Raw genomic sequence first — 15,664 nt, 5'->3', positions numbered from 1 at the left:
ACATACCCGAGGGTATGCGAATCTGGGGAGGAGCCGCAACCTGAGCGCCGTTCGGGCGTTCGTACCCTTGGCCGTCGCCAAGCCGGCGGCCCTCCTCCCCATGCGCAAGTCCCTCCTCCTCGCCCTCGCCCTCCTGGCGGCCCTCCCCGCAGGTGCCCAGGCCGCCAAGAGCCAGATCACGACCTTCGAGGCGCCCCGCGACCTCCTCGACGCCTCCCAGCGGCCCAAGGCCCTGGACGAGCTCGAGTCGCTCGGGGTCAAGCACCTCCGCGTCGTCCTCTACTGGAAGAACGTGGCGCCCTCGCCCGACGCGCGCGTCAAGCCCGACTTCGACGAGCTCGACCCGAGCTCGTACAGCTGGGGCCAGTACGACGAGCTGCTGACCGCGGCCAAGGACCGTGGCTGGTCGGTGCTGCTGACGGTCAGCGGCCCGGTGCCGCGCTGGGCCACCAACGGCGCGAAGGACACCACGACGCGCCCGTCGCCCAACGAGTTCCGCATGTTCATGACGGCGGTCGCGGCGCGCTTCGGCGACCGCGTCGCCCAGTGGTCGATCTGGAACGAGCCCAACCACCCGCAGTTCCTGCAGCCGCAGTACGACAGCAAGAAGCGGCCGCTGTCGCCGAAGGTCTACCGCGGGCTGTACGCCGCGGCGCTGCGCGGGCTCGACGACGCGGGCGACGCCAAGCCGGTGCTCATCGCCGAGACCGCGCCGATCGGCACGGGCAAGGACGTGGCGCCGCTGACGTTCCTGCGCGGGGTGCTGTGCCTGAACGCGAAGTACCGGAAGACCGGGGGCTGCGGCCGGCTGCGCATCGACGGCTGGTCGCACCACGCCTACACGCGCAAGGCGGGCCCGTACTTCGTCCCCGACGGGCCCAACGACGTGACGATCGGCGTGCTCGGCCGGCTCACGAAGGCGCTGGACCGCGCGGCGAACGCCGGCGTCGTCAAGAAGGGCCTGCCGATCCACCTCACGGAGTTCGGCATCCAGTCCGAGCCCGACCCGTTCGCGGGCGTGTCGTTCCAGCGCCAGGCCGAGTACCGCTCGATCTCCGAGCAGATCGCCTACGACAACCCGCGGGTGCGGTCGTTCTCGCAGTACCTGCTGCGCGACGACGCGCCGGTGGCGGGGGCGTCGAGGCTCGCGCGCTACGGCGGCTTCGAGTCGGGCCTGCGCAGCTCGTCGGGCAAGGCCAAGCCGGCGCTCGACGGCTTCCGCCTGCCGCTGGTGGCCTCGCGCGCGTCCAAGCGCTCGTCGAAGGTGCGCCTCTGGGGCCTCGTCCGTCCGGGCGAGGGCACGCGGACGGTCGAGCTGCAGGTCCGCAGCGGCTCGGGCTCGTGGCGGCGCCTGGCGACGGTGACGTCGAACGCGCGGGGCTACTTCTCCTTCGGCACCCGCTACGCCAAGGGCCGGCAGTGGCGTGTGCGGTGGCAGGAGGCCGGTGGCGGGGCGACGCGCTACGGCGCGCCGACCCGCGCCTACGCGAAGCCGTAGCCTGGGCGCCGTGCCCCGTCAGCTCTGGGTCCTGCGCCACGGGGAGGCCGAGCCCCACGATGCTCAGGCCTCCGACGCCGCGCGGCGGCTGACGCCGCGCGGGGAGGACCAGGCGCGGGCCGCCGGCCGCTCGTTCGCGGCGCTCGGGCTGACGTTCCAGCGGGTCTTCGCGTCGCCGAAGGTCCGGGCGTGGGAGACCGCGCGGCTGGCGTGCGAGGCGCTGGGCGTGGAGCCCGAGGAGCACGGGGCGCTCGCGGGCGGCTTCGGCGGCGGTGACGCGCTGGGCCTCGTGCGCGAGACCGCGCAGGACGACCGGCTGCTGCTCGTCGGCCACAACCCGGACCTGCCGCAGGTCGTCGCCGACCTCACCGGCGGGCGCATCGAGCTCAAGAAGGGCGGCGCCGCCGGCGTGCGCCTGCACGGCCCGTCGGGCGAGCTCATCGCCCTCCTGCGCCCCCGCGAGCTGGACCGCATCGGCTAGCGCCGTGCTCGACCGCGCCCGCGTCCGCGCCCCCGAGCTCCGCGGCAGCGGCGGCTGGCTGGGCACGGACGGGCTCTCGCTCGAGGCGCTGCGCGGCCGGGTCGTCCTGCTCGACTTCTGGACGCTGGCGTGCATCAACTGCCTGCACGCGCTGGAGGAGCTGCGCGGGCTCGAGCGGCGCTTCGGCCCGGACGAGCTCGTGGTCGTCGGCGTCCACTCGCCGAAGTTCACCCACGAGCACGACCACGAGGCCGTCCGGGCCGCCATCGCCCGCCACCGCATCGAGCACCCCGTCCTCGACGACGCCGACCGCACGCTCTGGGACGCCTACGGCGTGCGCGCCTGGCCGACCCTCGTGCTCATCGACGCCACCGGCCGCGTCGCGCTCACCGTCTCCGGCGAGGGCAACGCGCCCCGCCTCGCCGCGGGCATCGAGCAGCTCCTCCAGGAACGCTCGGGGTCAGACCCCGTCGCACGCTCGGGGTCAGACCCCGTCGCATCGGTGCCAGGGCATGTCGCATCGGGGTCAGAGCCCGTCGCGCGCTCGGGGTCAGACCCCGTCGCATCGGTGCCAGGGCATGTCGCATCGGGGTCAGACCCCGTCGCACGCTCGGGGTCAGACCCCGTCGCATCGGAGCTGCTGTTCCCCGGCAAGGTCTGCGCGAGCCCGGAGGGGGCCCGGCTGGCGGTGGCCGACACGGGGCACGACCGGGTGCTGGAGCTGGCGCTCGACGGCGAGGTGCTGGCCGAGCACGGCGGGCTCTACATGCCCCAGGGCGTGCGCTTCGACGACGACGGGTCGCTGCTGGTCTGCGAGACGGCGGCCGACCTGGTGTGGCGGATCCCGGCTGGCGGCGGGGAGCGCGAGCTGGTCACCGACGCGGTGACGTCGCCGTGGGACGTCGTGCGCTGGCACGGCCACCTCGTGGTCGCCGAGGCCGGACGCCACCGGCTCATCGGGATCGACGCCGACGGCGAGCCGCAGGTCATCGCCGGCACGGCGGGGGAGAACATCGTGGACGGGCCCGCCTACCGGGCGCTCCTGGCCCAGCCCAGCGGCCTCGCCGTCACGCCGGACGGCGACCTCGCGTTCGTCGACAGCGAGACGAGCGCGCTGCGCCTCCTGCGCCGCGCGACGCTCGACGTCGAGACGCTCGTCGGCCAGGGCCTGTTCGTCTTCGGCGACGCCGACGGCGACCGCGACCGCGCGCGGCTGCAGCACCCGCTCGGCGTCGCGGCCGCGCCCGACGGCGCGCTCTACGTCGCCGACACCTTCAACGGGCTGCTGCGCGTCTGGCGCGGGCGCCACCTGTGGACAGTCCCGGTAGAGGGCTTCACCGAGCCCGGCGGCCTCGACCTCCTGCCCGGCGGCCGGCTCGTCGTCGCCGACACCGGCGCGCACCGGATCGTCGTCGTCGACCCCGCCGCCGACCCGGCGCTCGCCCTCGCACTCGACGTCGGACGCACCGTCGCGGATCCGGTCGTCCTCGCGCCCGGCGCGCCGGTCCCGCTCACCGGCCTGGTCCTGCCCGACGACGACCTCGACACGGCGATGGACGCGCCGGTCCGCCTCACCGCTCGGTCGGCGCTCCTCGCCGAGCCGGTGCACCTCGCGCTCGACCGCCTGCCGGAGGCCCTCGAGCTCGACCTCGCGCCGGGCGCGGGCCGCGTCGACCTCGACGTCGAGCTCGCCACCTGCACGCCCGACGCGTGCCGCCTGCGCCGGGCGCACCACGCGCTGGACGTCATAGTGGGCTAGCCCATGCCCGAGCTGCCCGAGGTCGAGATCACCGCGCGCCGGCTGTCCGAGGCGCTCGCGGGCGCGACGATCGAGTCGACGCTCGCGCCCGGCATCAACGCCCTGAAGACCTTCGACCCGCCCCTGCACGCGCTCGACGGCCAGGCGATCGCCGGTGTCCGGCGCATCGGCAAGCACCTCGTGGTCGACGTCGGCGACGAGCTCCACGTCCTCGTGCACCTCATGAGCGCGGGGCGCCTGCAGCTGTGGGACAAGCGCGCCGGGCTTCGCGACCGCACGTCCCGGCTGCTCGTGCGCCTCGACGACGGCCGCGAGCTGCGCCTGCGCGAGTTCGGCACGAAGCAGGCGGCGTGGGTGAAGGTCCTGCGCGGCGACGAGGCGCTCGCCGCCGACGACGCGGTCGCGACCCTCGGACCGGAGGCGTGGCCCGATCCGCCGCAGGACCTCGCCGCGCTGCTCGAGCCCCACGGCGCGCGCCCGCTGCAGGCCGTGCTGCGCGACCAGCGCGTCATCGCCGGCATCGGCCGCTCGTGGGTCGACGAGGTGCTGTGGGAGGCGCGCCTGTCGCCGTTCAAGCGCGGCGACGACCTGTCCGAGGAGGAGGCGGGCGCGCTGCGCGAGGCGATCGTCGGCTGCCTGGGCGGCGCGATCGACCACTACGAGCAGACGGTCCGGCTGCCCATCCCGGACAAGATGCCCATCCCGCTCAAGGTCCATCGTCACCACGGCGAGCCCTGCCCGCGGTGCGGGACGACCATCGAGGCCGTCCACTACGAGGAGCAGGTCCTCTGCTACTGCCCGCAGGAGCAGACGGGCGGGCGCGTCCTCAAGGACCGCCGGCTGTCGCGCCTGCTGAAGTAGCCCGCCTAGTCGAGCAGCTCGATGCCCAGCGCCTGGGCGAGCACCGGCGCCGCGGCGACCGCGTCCTGCCACGGCATGGCCACGCCGCGCAGCGCCGCCGCGCCCCGCAGCTCCTCGATCGTGCAGCCCCGCAGCTCGCAGGCCGAGAGCGTCGCCTCGCTGAGGTCGGCGCCCGTCAGGTCGACGTCGCGCAGCAGGACGTGGCGCAGCTCGGCCTCCTGCAGCGAGGCCTCGGTCAGCCGGCTCGAGGACACCGCCACCCGGGAGAGCCGGGCGCCGGCGAGGCCGACGAGCTCGGCGGACGCGCCGTCGACGAGCACGTCCTCCAGCGTCGCCTGCGACAGCAGCGTGCCCGTGAGCCGGCAGCCGCGCAGCTCGACGCGGCGCAGCGTCACCCGCCGCGCCACCGTGCCCGCGAGGTCGCAGCCGTCGAGGACGACGTCGGTGAGCGTGAGCGTCGCCAGCTGCTCGTGCTGGAGCACCGCGCCGCGCACGAGGGTGTCCTCGAGCTCGACGCCGTAGGGGTCGACCGGGAACGCGTCGAGCACCGGTGCGTCGCGCCCGAGCCGGGGCGCGTGCGGCGAGACGGCGGGCGGCACTACGCGGCGCCGCCGTCCTGCTCGCGGCGCTTGGCCGCCTCGGCGAAGAAGCGCTCCTCCCACTCGGCCTTGACGTACGGCCGGTCGCTCCAGCCCCCGACCGTGAAGACCAGCGTGTCGTCCTCCAGCGCGACGGCGTAGCGCTCCACCGACGGGTCGGGGAGGAAGACGACGAACGGCGCGCGCGCCTCGACCTCCTCGCCGTCGAGCTCGAACCGCGCCGCTCCGCGCACGACGAGGTACAGCTCCTGCTGGCCGCCGCCCTCCTCCGGCGCGCCCTGCTCGTCGTGGCGCTCCACCACGTCCTCGCCCGCCTTGGCCGCGTGGTAGGCGTTGCAGCCGAACGCCCCGATCCCCAGCGGCTCGCGCACCGGGATCCACTGCAACGTCCCGCCGACCACGCTGTGGCGCTCGGCGTCGTCGATCGCGAGGGTGGCAAAGCGCGGGGAGGACACGCGCCGATGCTAGGTCCTGCACCGGCGAGCTACGCTCGGAGCATGGTGCACGCCGGCGAGCAGGCCCCCGACTTCACGCTCCCCGACCAGGACGGCAACGACGTGTCGCTGTCGGGCCTGCGCGGCAAGAAGGTCGTCCTCTACTTCTACCCGAAGGCCGACACCCCGGGCTGCACGACGCAGGCCTGCGGCGTGCGCGACCACCTGCGCGACTACGACCACGCCGGCGCCGTCGTCCTCGGGGTCTCGCCCGACCCGGTCAAGGCCGTCCACAAGTTCCGCGAGAAGCACGACCTGCAGTTCACGCTGCTGGCCGACGAGCACCACGAGGTCTGCGAGGCCTACGGCGTGTGGGTCGAGAAGTCGATGTACGGCAAGACCTACTGGGGCGCCAAGCGCGCGACGTTCGTCATCGACGAGGAGGGCGTCGTCCGCCACGTCATCCCGAAGGTCAAGCCGGCCGAGCACGACGAGCAGGTGCTCAAGGCGCTCGGCGAGATGGCCGCCGCCTAGGCATCCGCGCGGCGCCGTGGCCACGACGTGGGTCGCCCTCCTGCGCGCGGTCAACCTCGGGCCCCGCAACCGCGTCGCGATGGCCGACCTGCGGGCGCTGCTCGAGGAGCTCGGCCACCGCGACGTCCGGACGCTGCTGCAGTCCGGCAACGCCGTCTTCTCCGGCGGCCGGCCGACGGCCGCGAAGCTCCGCGCCGCCATCCTCGAGCGGACGGGCACGGACGCGCCCGTCGTGCTGCTCGAGGCCGCCGAGCTGCAGACGGTCGTCGACGAGAACCCGTTCGGCGACCTCGACGACCCCAAGCAGCCGCTCGTCCAGGTCCTCGCCGACCCGCGCGACGCGGCGCGCGTCCAGGCCCTCCAGGAGCGCGACTGGGGGACCGAGCGCTTGGCGGTCGGCTCGCGCGCCGCCTACGTCCACCTCCCGGACGGCATCCGCAACGCGAAGCTCCCGCCCGCGGTCGAGCGGGCGGCGCAGGACACCGTGACGGGGCGCAACTGGGCGACGGTCACCAAGCTCCTCGCGCTCGCCGGCGGCCCAGCAGCGCGCTGAGCGACGGACGACGGCCCGCGGCCTGCGTCCTCGCCGGCGCCGTCTCGGGCAGCTGCGCGACGACCTCGCCGTCGGCGTCGAGGATCGAGATGCGCGGCACGTCGTCGCCGTCGACGTGCAGCGTGATGCGCGGGCGCCCGGCCGAGTCGTAGAGGAACAGCAAGGCTCCGTCGCCGGCGTTGGAGGTGGCGAGCAGGACGCGGGTCGGGGTGTCCTCCGGGCGCAGCTCCTCGATCGGGATCGCCGGGTCGGGCATCTGCTCCATGTGCAGCTGCGCCGCGCCCAGCGCGCCCGCGTTGACGGTGTTCAACGTCAAGCCCTGCGCGGTCGGGTAGTCGAAGGCGATCTGCGCGACGTCGCGCGACACGGTGATGCCGCCCTTCTCGGACTGGTCCTCGTCGTTGAAGATGAAGTAGCTGCCGTCGTCGGGGCCCTGCCGCGCCTCCGCGGGGAACGTGCGGCCCTGCACGTGGACCGGCGGCTTGGTCGACGTGAGCAGGAAGCGCTGCCGGCGGCCCTCGTCGACGACCTGGAGCGAGAGCTTCACGCGCGTGGGCGGCAGCGGCACGCGCACGTCGGGCGGCGCGGCCTCGGCGCCGGCGCCGCGCGTCAGCGCTCCGGCGGCGCCCAGGCCGGCGACCGCCGCCGCGCCGCGCAGCACGCCGCGGCGGTCGAGGGTGGACGTGGACGAGGTGGTCGAGGGCACGGGACAGCACCTTCCGATCGTCGTGGTCGAGCGCGCCGACGCTAGGGGCCGAGCCACCGGTCCATCGAACCCCCTCCATCCGGTCCGTCGGTGCGCGGACGTCGCTCGGCCCCGCGGGGAGCGCGGGCCACGCCCCCGTTAGGATGTCCTAATGGCGATCGCGCCGTCCGCCCTGCCCGCGGACCCCGTCGCGCCGCTCACCGTCGCGCGCCACAACGACTTCGCCCTACCGCTCCGGGCGCTGCCGCACACCGACGAGGCCGCGGGCTGGCGTCCCGGCGACGCCTGCGCACGCGACGCCGCGCTGCGCGAGGAGCTCCTAGGCCGCGCCGCGCAGGTCGCCGCCGGGGCGCCGGTCGCGATGAGCGTCACCGGGCTGGTCGAGAGCCACACGTGGTACGTCACCGCGGCCGCGATGAGCGCGCTGCTCGTGCACGGGGCGCTGCCGCCGCTGGACCGCCTGGAGGTCCACGACAGCGCGTTCGGCTACGTCGACGGCGTCGCGCTGCCGTGCGACGGCTGGACCTGCCCGGCGGACCCCGCGGCACTCGCCCAGGCGCTGCACCTCCACCTGGAGCCGCTGGTGGAGGCGCTGAGCGAGCACCGCGCGCGCAGGCCGCTGTGGCGCTCGGTCGGCGACCGCATCGGCCAGGCGGCCAACTGGTGCGCGGGCGCCTACGGCCACGACCGCGCCTGGGCGCTCGGCGGCGCCGTGCTCGACGCAGACACGCCGTTCCGCGGGCCGGCGGGCTTCGAGGTCGTCGACGGCGCGCCGTTCCGCCGGCGCACCGGCTGCTGCCTCACGCACCGCTGCGCGGGCGCGGAGCTCTGCCCGGACTGCCCGACGCAGGTGGCGCGCGAGCGCCAGGCCGCGCGGCGTGCGGCCCGCGCCGCCTGAGCGGTCCCTACGACAGGGCCGCGATGTGCGGCAGCCCGCGCAGGCGCTCGTCGTGGTCGAGGCCGTAGCCGACGACGAAGCGGTCCGGGATCTCGAAGCCGACGTAGCGGGCCTCGAGCTGGACCTGGCGACGCTCGGGCTTGGTCAGCAGCGCGCAGACCTCGAGCGACGCGGGGCGGCGCTCCTCGAGCATCCGCAGCAGGTAGTCCAGGGTCAGGCCGGAGTCGACGATGTCCTCGACGACCAGCACGTGGCGGCCGTCGATCGACCGGTCGAGGTCCTTCAGGACCCGCACGACGCCGCTGGTCTCGGTCGCCGCGCCGTAGCTCGAGACGGCCATGAACTCGACCTCGGCGGGCACCTCGAGGCAGCGCAGGAGGTCGGCGAGGAAGAGGACCGCGCCCTTGAGCACGCAGACCAGCAGGACGTCGCGCCCGGCGTAGTCGGCGTTGATCTGCGCCGCGAGCTCGCGGACCTTGGCCTGGAGCTCCTCGCTGGTGATGAGGACCTCGCCCTGGTGCTCGTCCGGATGGACCATCGGGACGAGCCTAGAGCCCGCGCCGTGCCCTAGCGTTCCCGCGCGTGAGCGCCAGCGTGACCCCGGGTGAGCCGGGCATCTTCGAGCGGATGTTCCCGATCCGCGAGCGGGGCAGCACCGTCAGGACCGAGGTCCTCGGCGGCGTCGCGACCTTCCTGACGATGAGCTACATCCTCGTCGTCAACCCGGCGATCCTCTCGCAGGCAGGGCTGCCCTTCGGCGCCGTGGTCGTGGCGACCGCGCTCGCCGCCGCCGTCGCGACCGCCGCGATGGGCCTGCTCAGCACGTACCCCTTCGCGCTGGCCAGCGGCCTGGGCATCAACGCCGTCGTCGCGTTCGACATCATCCTCGGGCGCCAGGTGCCCTGGGAGGTCGGGATGGCGTGCGTCGTCATCGAGGGCCTCATCGCCGTGGCGCTCGTCCTGGCCGGGCTGCGCGAGGCGGTCGTCCGCGCGGTCCCGACCTCGATGAAGCTCGCGATCGGCGTCGGCATCGGCCTCTTCATCTGCTTCGTCGGCCTGCGCGACGGCGGCATCGTCGTGAACAACCCGGCGACCGGCGTCGGCCTCGGCGACCTCACCGCGGGCCCGCCGCTCATCGCGCTGGCCGGGATCTTCGTCGCGACCGCCATGACGGTGCGCGGCATCCGCGGCTCGATCCTCGCCGGCATCGCGACCAGCACCGTGCTCGGCCTCGTCTTCGGCGTGCTCGACGGCCCGGACGCCGTCGCCGACTGGCCCGGCAGCGACCAGTTCTCGACCATCGGCGACGCGCTGGACCCCGACAACCTCGCCGACGCGCTGACCTGGGCGCTGGTCCCCGTGATCTTCGCGCTGTTCATGACGGACTTCTTCGACACGATCGGGACGGCCGTCTCGCTCGGGCGCGCCGGCAAGCTCGACGACGCGCAGGGCGAGCTGCCCGAGATGCGCCGCGTGCTGCTCGTCGACTCGGGCGCCGCGGTGCTCGGCGGCGCGGCCGGCGCGTCGAGCGTCACGACCTACGTCGAGTCGGGCGCCGGCGTCTCGGAGGGCGCGCGCACGGGCCTGGCGTCGCTGGTGACCGCCGGCCTGTTCCTCCTGGCCATCCCGTTCGTCCCGCTCATCACGGTCATCGGCCAGTCGGTGCCCTACGTCGGCGACACCACGGTCGTGCCGGCCATCGCGCCGGCGCTCGTCATGGTCGGCTTCCTCATGACGCGCCTGGTCCAGGCGATCGACTGGGGCGACGTCCAGGACGCGGTCCCGGCGTTCCTCATCATCGCCGGCATCCCGCTGACCTTCTCGATCGCCGCCGGCATCGGCCTCGGCGTCCTCGGCCACGTCGTCGCCATGACGGCGGCCGGACGCGCCCGCCAGGTCCACCCGATCATGTGGGTCCTGGTGCCGATGTTCCTCGCCTTCTTCGCCGAGGACTGGCTGTCGGTGAACGTCTTCTGAAAGGTGCCAGGCACCGTTCACGCCACGGGCTGGGGCACCTCGCCGTCCAGGGCGAGCATCCCGGCCGGGACGCAGTCCGGGAGGTCGGCCTCCCGGACCTCCGGCGGCCAGGCCTGCCACGGGAAGTCCCCGCGGCGCTTGCGCAGCGCGTAGCCCGCGCGCCCGGCGGCGTTCGTCGCGTACCAGACGGCGTGCACGGTCCAGGGGAGGACCGGCATCCAGAAGTGCTCGGGCACCGGGTTCTCGGGCCGCGCCGCGGACGGCTCGACCCAGTCGACGTCGGCGCAGACCCAGCCCTCGCCGTCGGCGAACGACAGCCGCCCCAGCGTCTGTCCCGACGCGTCGCAGACCTGGGTCTCGCCGAGCATCTCCGTCGGCCACGGGACCCCCGGCGCGAAGGGCGTCCGCATCGTCACCTCGCCGACGTGCGAGGGATGCACGCACGGGACGCCGAGGACCCTGGCCATCCGCGGCGGCGTCTCGCGGGCGAGCTCGACCATCGTCGCGTGCTCGCGCCGCCAGAACCACGGCGCGGTGACCGCCCACTTCGGGAACGACGGGAAGCACATGCCGCCGGCCATGAGCCGGACCCGCCCGCGAACCCGTGCAGCCGTCCGGCTGCGCAGCCACTCGAAGCCGTTGGCCACGCCGATCGGCCCGTGCGCGGTGTCGGCGATGCCGGGGTCGTCGCCGCCGCGGGAGCTGTGGTTCTCCCACATCGACGGCTGGTCCTTGTCGTGCAGGTGGACGGCTCCGTCGGGCTCGCAGACCGCGTAGGTCCCGTACGCGTCGCCGCCGCGCACCGCCAGGAACCCGCCGCCGACGACGCAGCCGTGGTCGCGCGCGAGGCGCCGCAGCGTCGCGAGCGTCTCGCCCGCCACCGCCTCGGTCGTGCGGCGCATCGCCGGGTGGTGGACGTTCGGCGTGTTCGCGCTCTCGGGCAGGAAGACCATGTCCGGCGCGTGCTCGCGCACCGCCTGGCCGACGACGTCGCGGACGTGGCGCAGGTTGCGCTCGACCTCGCCGAGCTCCACCGCGAGCTGGACGGCGACGACGCGGCGCGTCTGCGGCCCGCTGCTCACGCCGCCACCACCTCGGCGGGCGCGGCCTCGTCCGCGGCGGCCGGCTGCGGCCGGGGCGCCGAGCGCTCCGCCGGCGGCCAGACCCAGTCGCGGCGCTCGTCGCGCGTGGGCTTCGCCACCCGGAACCCTCCGCGGCGCTGCTCGCGCCAGACGTCGAGGTCGAGGCGCAGCTCCTCGAGGACCTCCGCGGCGAGCGCGCGCCGGTCGACGCCGGGGCGCAGCGCGGCACGGGCCATCGCGCGAGCCCCGACGAGCGGGTTCAGCGCCCGGTGCGGCTCGGTGACGCGGTCGAACATCTCGAGCAGCCGCGGCGGGTCGGCGCCGTCCCAGCCGCGCAGCACCTCCTGCACGAGGGGCGACACGGAGAAGACGCGCGACTCGCGGTTGCCCCAGTGGTAGGTCGGCAGGCACTCGCGGTCGCGCCGCGCCTCGACGGCGACCGCCGCGGCGTCGAGCGCCCGGGCGTCGTCGAGCACGGGCGCCACGCCCTCGCCGAGCAGCCGGCCGAAGCGCATCGCGTCGCGCATCCCCTGGCCGATGATCGGGTCCTTGAAGTGGCCGGCGTCGCCCGCCAGCGCCCATCCCGGGCCGCTCGAGCGGCGGAAGAACGCGACCGTGTCGGCCGTCGAGCGCAGCTTGGAGCGGTTCGTCGCGCCACCCAGGCGCTCGCGCACCGCGGGCAGCTCGTCGAGCATCCGCTCCCACATCCCGTCGGGGTCCTTGCGGAACCGCGCGACGTCGGCCGCCGGGCCCATGAAGAGGCACAGGACCCGGTCGTCCGGGCACGGGAAGACCAGGGCGTGGGTCTCCTCGGCCCGGAACTGCACGAGCCGGTCGCGCCACGCCGTGCCGAGCTGCGGGTCGTCCATGGTGAAGAACGCGCAGCCGCGCCCGTTGCGCGAGCCGCGGTAGGGCCGCGCCGCCCCGACGAGCCGCGCGACGGTCGAGCGCCGGCCGTCGGCGCCGACGAGGAGCTTGCAACGGATCTCCCGCCGCTCGCCCTCGGCGTCGCGCACGACGACGCCGGCGACGCGGCCGTCGCGCCACAGGACCTCCTCGAGGCTCGTGCGCTCGCGCACCTCCGCGCCCGCCTCGCGCGCCGTCTGCACCAGCGCGTGGTCGAAGTGCGGGCGCGGCACGCAGATGCCGAAGTCGATCCCGTCGACCGTCGCGAAGCGCTCGAGGCAGCGCACGCCCGCCGCCTCGACCATGCCGTGGTGCGCCCGCGGCGGGTCGCACGCCAGCACGCGGTCCAGCGCGCCGAGCTTGTCGATCTCGGCGACGGCGGACGGGAAGTTCACGTGCGTCGAGAGCGTGTCCGAGGGGAAGTGCGCGCGGTCCACGACGACGACGCGCCGGCCCGCGCGGGCCAGGGCGATCGCGGCCGCGGAGCCCGCGCAGCGGGCGCCGGCGACGACGACGTCGACGGTCTCGGGGACGGCGCGGCGGGCGGTCGGGGCGGCCATGGGGCGACCGTACGGGCGCCCTGCGCGCCGTCGCATCACCCCGCGGGGGGGAAGTCGTGCCCCGGGGTGGTGAACCGCCTTGCCCCGGCGCCCGCGCCGCGGGTTGGATCGCTCCATGACCGCCACCGCGCCCCTGCCTGTGGACGCCGCCGGCGACCAGGTCCCGCGCCTGGCCGGCCTCGACCTCGTCGGCTCGGACCTCGCCCTCGTCGACGCGCTGCGTGCCCACGGCGCCGCCGCGCACGAGCCGGCGCTGCGCGAGCTGGGCGCTCGCGCGGGCAGCACGGCGCTGCTCGACGCCGGCTTCGACGCCAACGAGCATCCGCCCCGGCACGTGCCCTACGACCGCTCCGGCGCGCGCGTCGACGACATCGCCTTCCACCCGTCGTGGCACCGCGTGCTGCGCCTCGCCGTCGAGGCGGGCGTCGCGGGCGGCGTGTGGGCCGACGAGCGACCCGGCGCGCACGTCGCGCGCGCGGCCGGGTTCATCGCCATCGCCCAGGCCGAGGCGGGAGTGACGTGCCCGATCGCCATGACGTGCGCCTCGGTCCCGGCGCTGCGCCTGGACGACGACGTCGCGGCGACCTGGGTCCCGCTCGTCACGAGCGGGCGCTACGACACCCGCCCGCTGCCCGCGCACGAGAAGGAGGGCGCGCTGGTCGGCATGGCGCTGACCGAGCGTGCTGGCGGCTCGGACGTCCGGCGCTGCACGACGACGGCCGTCCACGAGGGCGACGGGGCCTGGCGCGTCACCGGCGAGAAGTGGTTCGTCTCGGCGGTGCAGTCCGACGCCCTCTTCGTGCTGGCCCAGACCGGCGAGGGGCTGAGCTGCCTGCTCGTCCCGCGACGGCGGGCGGACGGCTCGCGCAACGGGATGCGCATCGACCGGCTCAAGGACAAGCTGGGCAACCGCTCGAACCCGACCGCCGAGGTCGAGCTGCGCGACGCCGAGGCCCAGCTCGTCGGCGAGGCCGGCCACGGCGTCCGGGCGATCATGCGGATGATCGCCGGCACGCGCCTGGACTGCGTGCTCGGCTCGGCCGCCGTGATGCGCCTCGGGACGTCCGAGGCGATCCACTGGTGCACGCATCGCAGCGCGTTCGGCCGCCGGCTGGTGGACCAGCCGGCGATGACGGCGGTCCTCGCCGACCTCGCGCTCGAGAGCGAGGCCGCGGCGTGGTCGGGCCTCGCGCTCGCCCGCGCCGCGGAGGACGCCGCGCGCGGCGATGCGACCGCCGCCGCGCTGCGCCGCCTCGCGCTGCCGGCCCTGAAGCTCTGGGTGTGCAAGCGCGCCCCGGCCCACCTCGGCGAGGCGCTCGAGTGCCTCGGCGGCTTCGGCTACGTCGAGGAGTCCCGGCTGCCGCGCGCCTACCGGGAGGCGCCGCTCATGTCGGTCTGGGAGGGCTCGGGCAACGTCCAGGCGCTCGACGTCGTCCGCGCGCTGGCGCGCGAGCCGGAGTCCGCGCAGGCGGTGGTCGACGAGCTCGACCGCGCCCGCGGCGCCAGCCGTCGCCTCGACGCGGCGGTCGACGCGCTGCGCGACGACCTGCGCACCGACGGCGGCCTCGAGGAGGCCCGCGCCCGCGAGGTCGCCGGCCGGCTGGCCCGCTGCTTCCAGGCGGCGCAGCTCGTGCGCCACGCGCCGTCCTTCGTCGCCGACGCGTTCTGCGCCACGCGCCTCGGTGACGGCGACCCCGGCATGGCCGGCGCGCTGCCGCGCGGGCTCGACGTCCAGGCGATCGTCGACCGCGCCGCGCCGCAGCGGGAGGCGGCATGACCAGGGTCGTCGCGATCCAGCCGCGGCTGCGCCTCGGCGAGGTCGAGCACAACCTGCGCCGCGTCGAGGACCTCGTGCGCCAGGCCGCGCGCGAGCACCAGCCGGACGCGGTCTTCCTGCCCGAGGCGATGACCTCCCCCAACGCCTACGGCCCGCAGATGCACCACGTCGCCCGGCCGCTGCTCGGCGCGCCGCTGGAGGTCCTGCGCCGCCTGGCCCGCGAGCACGGCTGCCTCGTCGGCGGCGGCTTCCTGGCGGTGCGTGGCGACGAGGTCCGCGGGACCTACGCGCTGTGCGAGCCCGACGGCGCGATCCACCTGCACGACAAGGACCTGCCGTCGTTCTGGGAGAACGCGTACTCGAGCCCCGGCGTGCCCGGCGACGACGGGGTCGCGCAGACCGCGCTCGGGCCGATCGGCCTGGCGTGCGGCTGGGAGTGGGGCAGGACCCGGACCGTCGAGCGCCTGCGCGGCCGCGTCCGCCTGCTCGGCGGCGGGATGCACTTCCTCTCGTACCCGAGCTGGCCGCTCACGCGGCCGTGGTTCGCCCGCGACGAGGAGCTCCTCGTGCAGTACGCGCGAGAGCTGCCGGGGCGCGTCGCGCGGATGCTCGGCGTGCCCGTCGCCCAGCCCTCGCACGTCGGGGAGCTCGACATGGCCACGCCGATGGCGCCGGGGGTTCGGTGGCGCACGCGGATGCTCGGCGAGACGCAGGTCTGCGACGCCGACGGCCTGCCGCTGGCGCGGATGGCCTACGCCGACGGCGAGGGCTACGTCGCCGCCGAGGTCGAGCTGGCCGAGCCGGCGCCGCGAGACCCCGCGCCGCGGACGTTCTGGAACGCCTCGTTCCCGCTGAGCGCGCACCTCGTCTGGCACGTGGGCAACGCGCACGGCAGGGCGCAGCGGGCGCTGCGCGCGCGGCTCGGCCGCAACGCCTGGCGGCCGGGGCCGGACCTGCCGGCCCACGTCCCCGCCGCGCAGGCCCCGCCGCTCACCGACGACCCGGCCCACGAGCGCGCGGCGATGGTCTAGCGTCGCTT

The 15,664-nt window shown here is 75.4% G+C and carries 16 protein-coding genes; 10 read left to right on the top strand and 6 right to left on the bottom strand.

The genetic code is table 11. The annotated features are described in order from the left end of the window. Positions 1-100: 100 nt before the first annotated feature. The 4 genes from JUB12_RS12735 to JUB12_RS12720 are packed head-to-tail and all read left to right on the top strand — an operon-like array spanning position 101 to position 4,599. Positions 101-1,498: a cellulase family glycosylhydrolase gene (locus tag JUB12_RS12735; RefSeq protein ID WP_205695800.1), complete on the top strand. Its 1,398-nt coding sequence runs from the start codon at positions 101-103 to the stop codon at positions 1,496-1,498. Positions 1,499-1,508: 10 nt separating this feature from the next. Continuing rightward, positions 1,509-1,979, top strand: a complete 471-nt coding sequence (locus JUB12_RS12730) for a histidine phosphatase family protein (RefSeq protein ID WP_205695799.1) — start codon at positions 1,509-1,511, stop codon at positions 1,977-1,979. Positions 1,980-1,983: 4 nt separating this feature from the next. After that, positions 1,984-3,738, top strand: coding sequence for a thioredoxin-like domain-containing protein (locus JUB12_RS12725; RefSeq protein ID WP_205695798.1), 1,755 nt, complete (start codon positions 1,984-1,986; stop codon positions 3,736-3,738). A 3-nt stretch (positions 3,739-3,741) separates the two neighbouring features. Beyond that, positions 3,742-4,599, top strand: coding sequence for a DNA-formamidopyrimidine glycosylase family protein (locus tag JUB12_RS12720; protein ID WP_205695797.1), 858 nt, complete (start codon positions 3,742-3,744; stop codon positions 4,597-4,599). Between the two features lie 5 nt (positions 4,600-4,604). Here the strand turns inward: JUB12_RS12720 and JUB12_RS12715 are convergent, their stop codons facing one another. Then, positions 4,605-5,198 (bottom strand): pentapeptide repeat-containing protein, encoded by a 594-nt coding sequence (locus JUB12_RS12715; protein WP_205695796.1) that lies wholly within the window; start codon positions 5,196-5,198, stop codon positions 4,605-4,607. Then, on the bottom strand, positions 5,198-5,653 hold the full coding sequence (locus tag JUB12_RS12710) for a hypothetical protein (RefSeq protein WP_205695795.1): 456 nt from the start codon (positions 5,651-5,653) through the stop codon (positions 5,198-5,200). Before JUB12_RS12710 ends, JUB12_RS12715 begins: the two co-directional genes overlap by 1 nt. A 42-nt stretch (positions 5,654-5,695) precedes the next feature. Between JUB12_RS12710 and bcp the strand changes: the two genes are divergently transcribed. Together bcp and JUB12_RS12700 are read left to right on the top strand one after the other, a co-directional pair. Next, entirely contained in the window at positions 5,696-6,166 is a 471-nt protein-coding gene (gene bcp, locus JUB12_RS12705) for a thioredoxin-dependent thiol peroxidase (RefSeq protein WP_205695794.1), read from the top strand. 16 nt (positions 6,167-6,182) lie between these two features. After that, the gene (locus tag JUB12_RS12700; RefSeq protein WP_205695793.1) at positions 6,183-6,719 is read left to right on the top strand and encodes a DUF1697 domain-containing protein; all 537 of its coding nucleotides are present in this window, start codon (positions 6,183-6,185) and stop codon (positions 6,717-6,719) included. Here the strand turns inward: JUB12_RS12700 and JUB12_RS12695 are convergent. Then, positions 6,676-7,425 (bottom strand): hypothetical protein, encoded by a 750-nt coding sequence (locus tag JUB12_RS12695; RefSeq protein WP_205695792.1) that lies wholly within the window; start codon positions 7,423-7,425, stop codon positions 6,676-6,678. The two genes, JUB12_RS12700 and JUB12_RS12695, sit on opposite strands and share 44 nt — an antisense overlap. Positions 7,426-7,576: 151 nt before the next feature. Here JUB12_RS12695 and JUB12_RS12690 point away from each other — a divergent pair, with 151 nt between their 5' ends. Then, positions 7,577-8,323 carry a hypothetical protein gene (locus tag JUB12_RS12690; protein WP_205695791.1) on the top strand — a complete coding sequence of 249 codons (747 nt, stop codon included), beginning with the start codon at positions 7,577-7,579 and terminating at the stop codon, positions 8,321-8,323. Positions 8,324-8,330: 7 nt separating this feature from the next. Here the strand turns inward: JUB12_RS12690 and hpt are convergent, their stop codons facing one another. Beyond that, complete coding sequence (gene hpt, locus JUB12_RS12685) at positions 8,331-8,861, bottom strand: hypoxanthine phosphoribosyltransferase (RefSeq protein ID WP_205695790.1); 531 nt, start codon at positions 8,859-8,861, stop codon at positions 8,331-8,333. A 44-nt stretch (positions 8,862-8,905) separates the two neighbouring features. Here hpt and JUB12_RS12680 point away from each other — a divergent pair, with 44 nt between their 5' ends. Continuing rightward, positions 8,906-10,300, top strand: a complete 1,395-nt coding sequence (locus tag JUB12_RS12680) for an NCS2 family permease (protein ID WP_205695789.1) — start codon at positions 8,906-8,908, stop codon at positions 10,298-10,300. 17 nt (positions 10,301-10,317) lie between these two features. Here the strand turns inward: JUB12_RS12680 and JUB12_RS22025 are convergent, their stop codons facing one another. Beyond that, positions 10,318-11,382, bottom strand: a complete 1,065-nt coding sequence (locus JUB12_RS22025) for a carbon-nitrogen hydrolase family protein (RefSeq protein WP_241004253.1) — start codon at positions 11,380-11,382, stop codon at positions 10,318-10,320. Then, positions 11,379-12,848 (bottom strand): NAD(P)/FAD-dependent oxidoreductase, encoded by a 1,470-nt coding sequence (locus JUB12_RS22020; protein ID WP_241004252.1) that lies wholly within the window; start codon positions 12,846-12,848, stop codon positions 11,379-11,381. The genes JUB12_RS22025 and JUB12_RS22020 overlap by 4 nt, the downstream gene beginning before the upstream one ends. Before the next feature lie 115 nt (positions 12,849-12,963). On the opposite strand from JUB12_RS22020, the gene JUB12_RS12670 reads away from it, so the two are divergent. Together JUB12_RS12670 and JUB12_RS12665 are read left to right on the top strand one after the other, a co-directional pair. Then, on the top strand, positions 12,964-14,625 hold the full coding sequence (locus JUB12_RS12670; RefSeq protein WP_205695787.1) for an acyl-CoA dehydrogenase family protein: 1,662 nt from the start codon (positions 12,964-12,966) through the stop codon (positions 14,623-14,625). Next, positions 14,622-15,656, top strand: coding sequence for a carbon-nitrogen hydrolase family protein (locus JUB12_RS12665; protein ID WP_205695786.1), 1,035 nt, complete (start codon positions 14,622-14,624; stop codon positions 15,654-15,656). The genes JUB12_RS12670 and JUB12_RS12665 overlap by 4 nt, the downstream gene beginning before the upstream one ends. Positions 15,657-15,664: the final 8 nt, after the last annotated feature.

Source organism: Conexibacter sp. SYSU D00693 (genome assembly GCF_017084525.1).
Taxonomy (GTDB): Bacteria; Actinomycetota; Thermoleophilia; order Solirubrobacterales; family Solirubrobacteraceae; genus Baekduia.
The sequence above is the reverse complement of the archived record's forward strand: the minus strand, read 5'-3'. Positions and strand labels throughout refer to the sequence as shown.

Bases quoted from the DNA above. Each gene is read 5' to 3' on its own strand.
- JUB12_RS12735 (WP_205695800.1), top strand. From the start codon at position 101: ATGCGCAAGTCCCTCCTCCTCGCCCTCGCCCTCCTGGCGGCCCTCCCC.
- JUB12_RS12720 (WP_205695797.1), top strand. From the start codon at position 3,742: ATGCCCGAGCTGCCCGAGGTCGAGATCACCGCGCGCCGGCTGTCCGAG.
- bcp (WP_205695794.1), top strand. From the start codon at position 5,696: ATGGTGCACGCCGGCGAGCAGGCCCCCGACTTCACGCTCCCCGACCAG.
- JUB12_RS12690 (WP_205695791.1), top strand. From the start codon at position 7,577: ATGGCGATCGCGCCGTCCGCCCTGCCCGCGGACCCCGTCGCGCCGCTC.
- hpt (WP_205695790.1), bottom strand. From the start codon at position 8,861: ATGGTCCATCCGGACGAGCACCAGGGCGAGGTCCTCATCACCAGCGAG.
- JUB12_RS22020 (WP_241004252.1), bottom strand. From the start codon at position 12,848: ATGGCCGCCCCGACCGCCCGCCGCGCCGTCCCCGAGACCGTCGACGTC.
- JUB12_RS12670 (WP_205695787.1), top strand. From the start codon at position 12,964: ATGACCGCCACCGCGCCCCTGCCTGTGGACGCCGCCGGCGACCAGGTC.
- JUB12_RS12665 (WP_205695786.1), top strand. From the start codon at position 14,622: ATGACCAGGGTCGTCGCGATCCAGCCGCGGCTGCGCCTCGGCGAGGTC.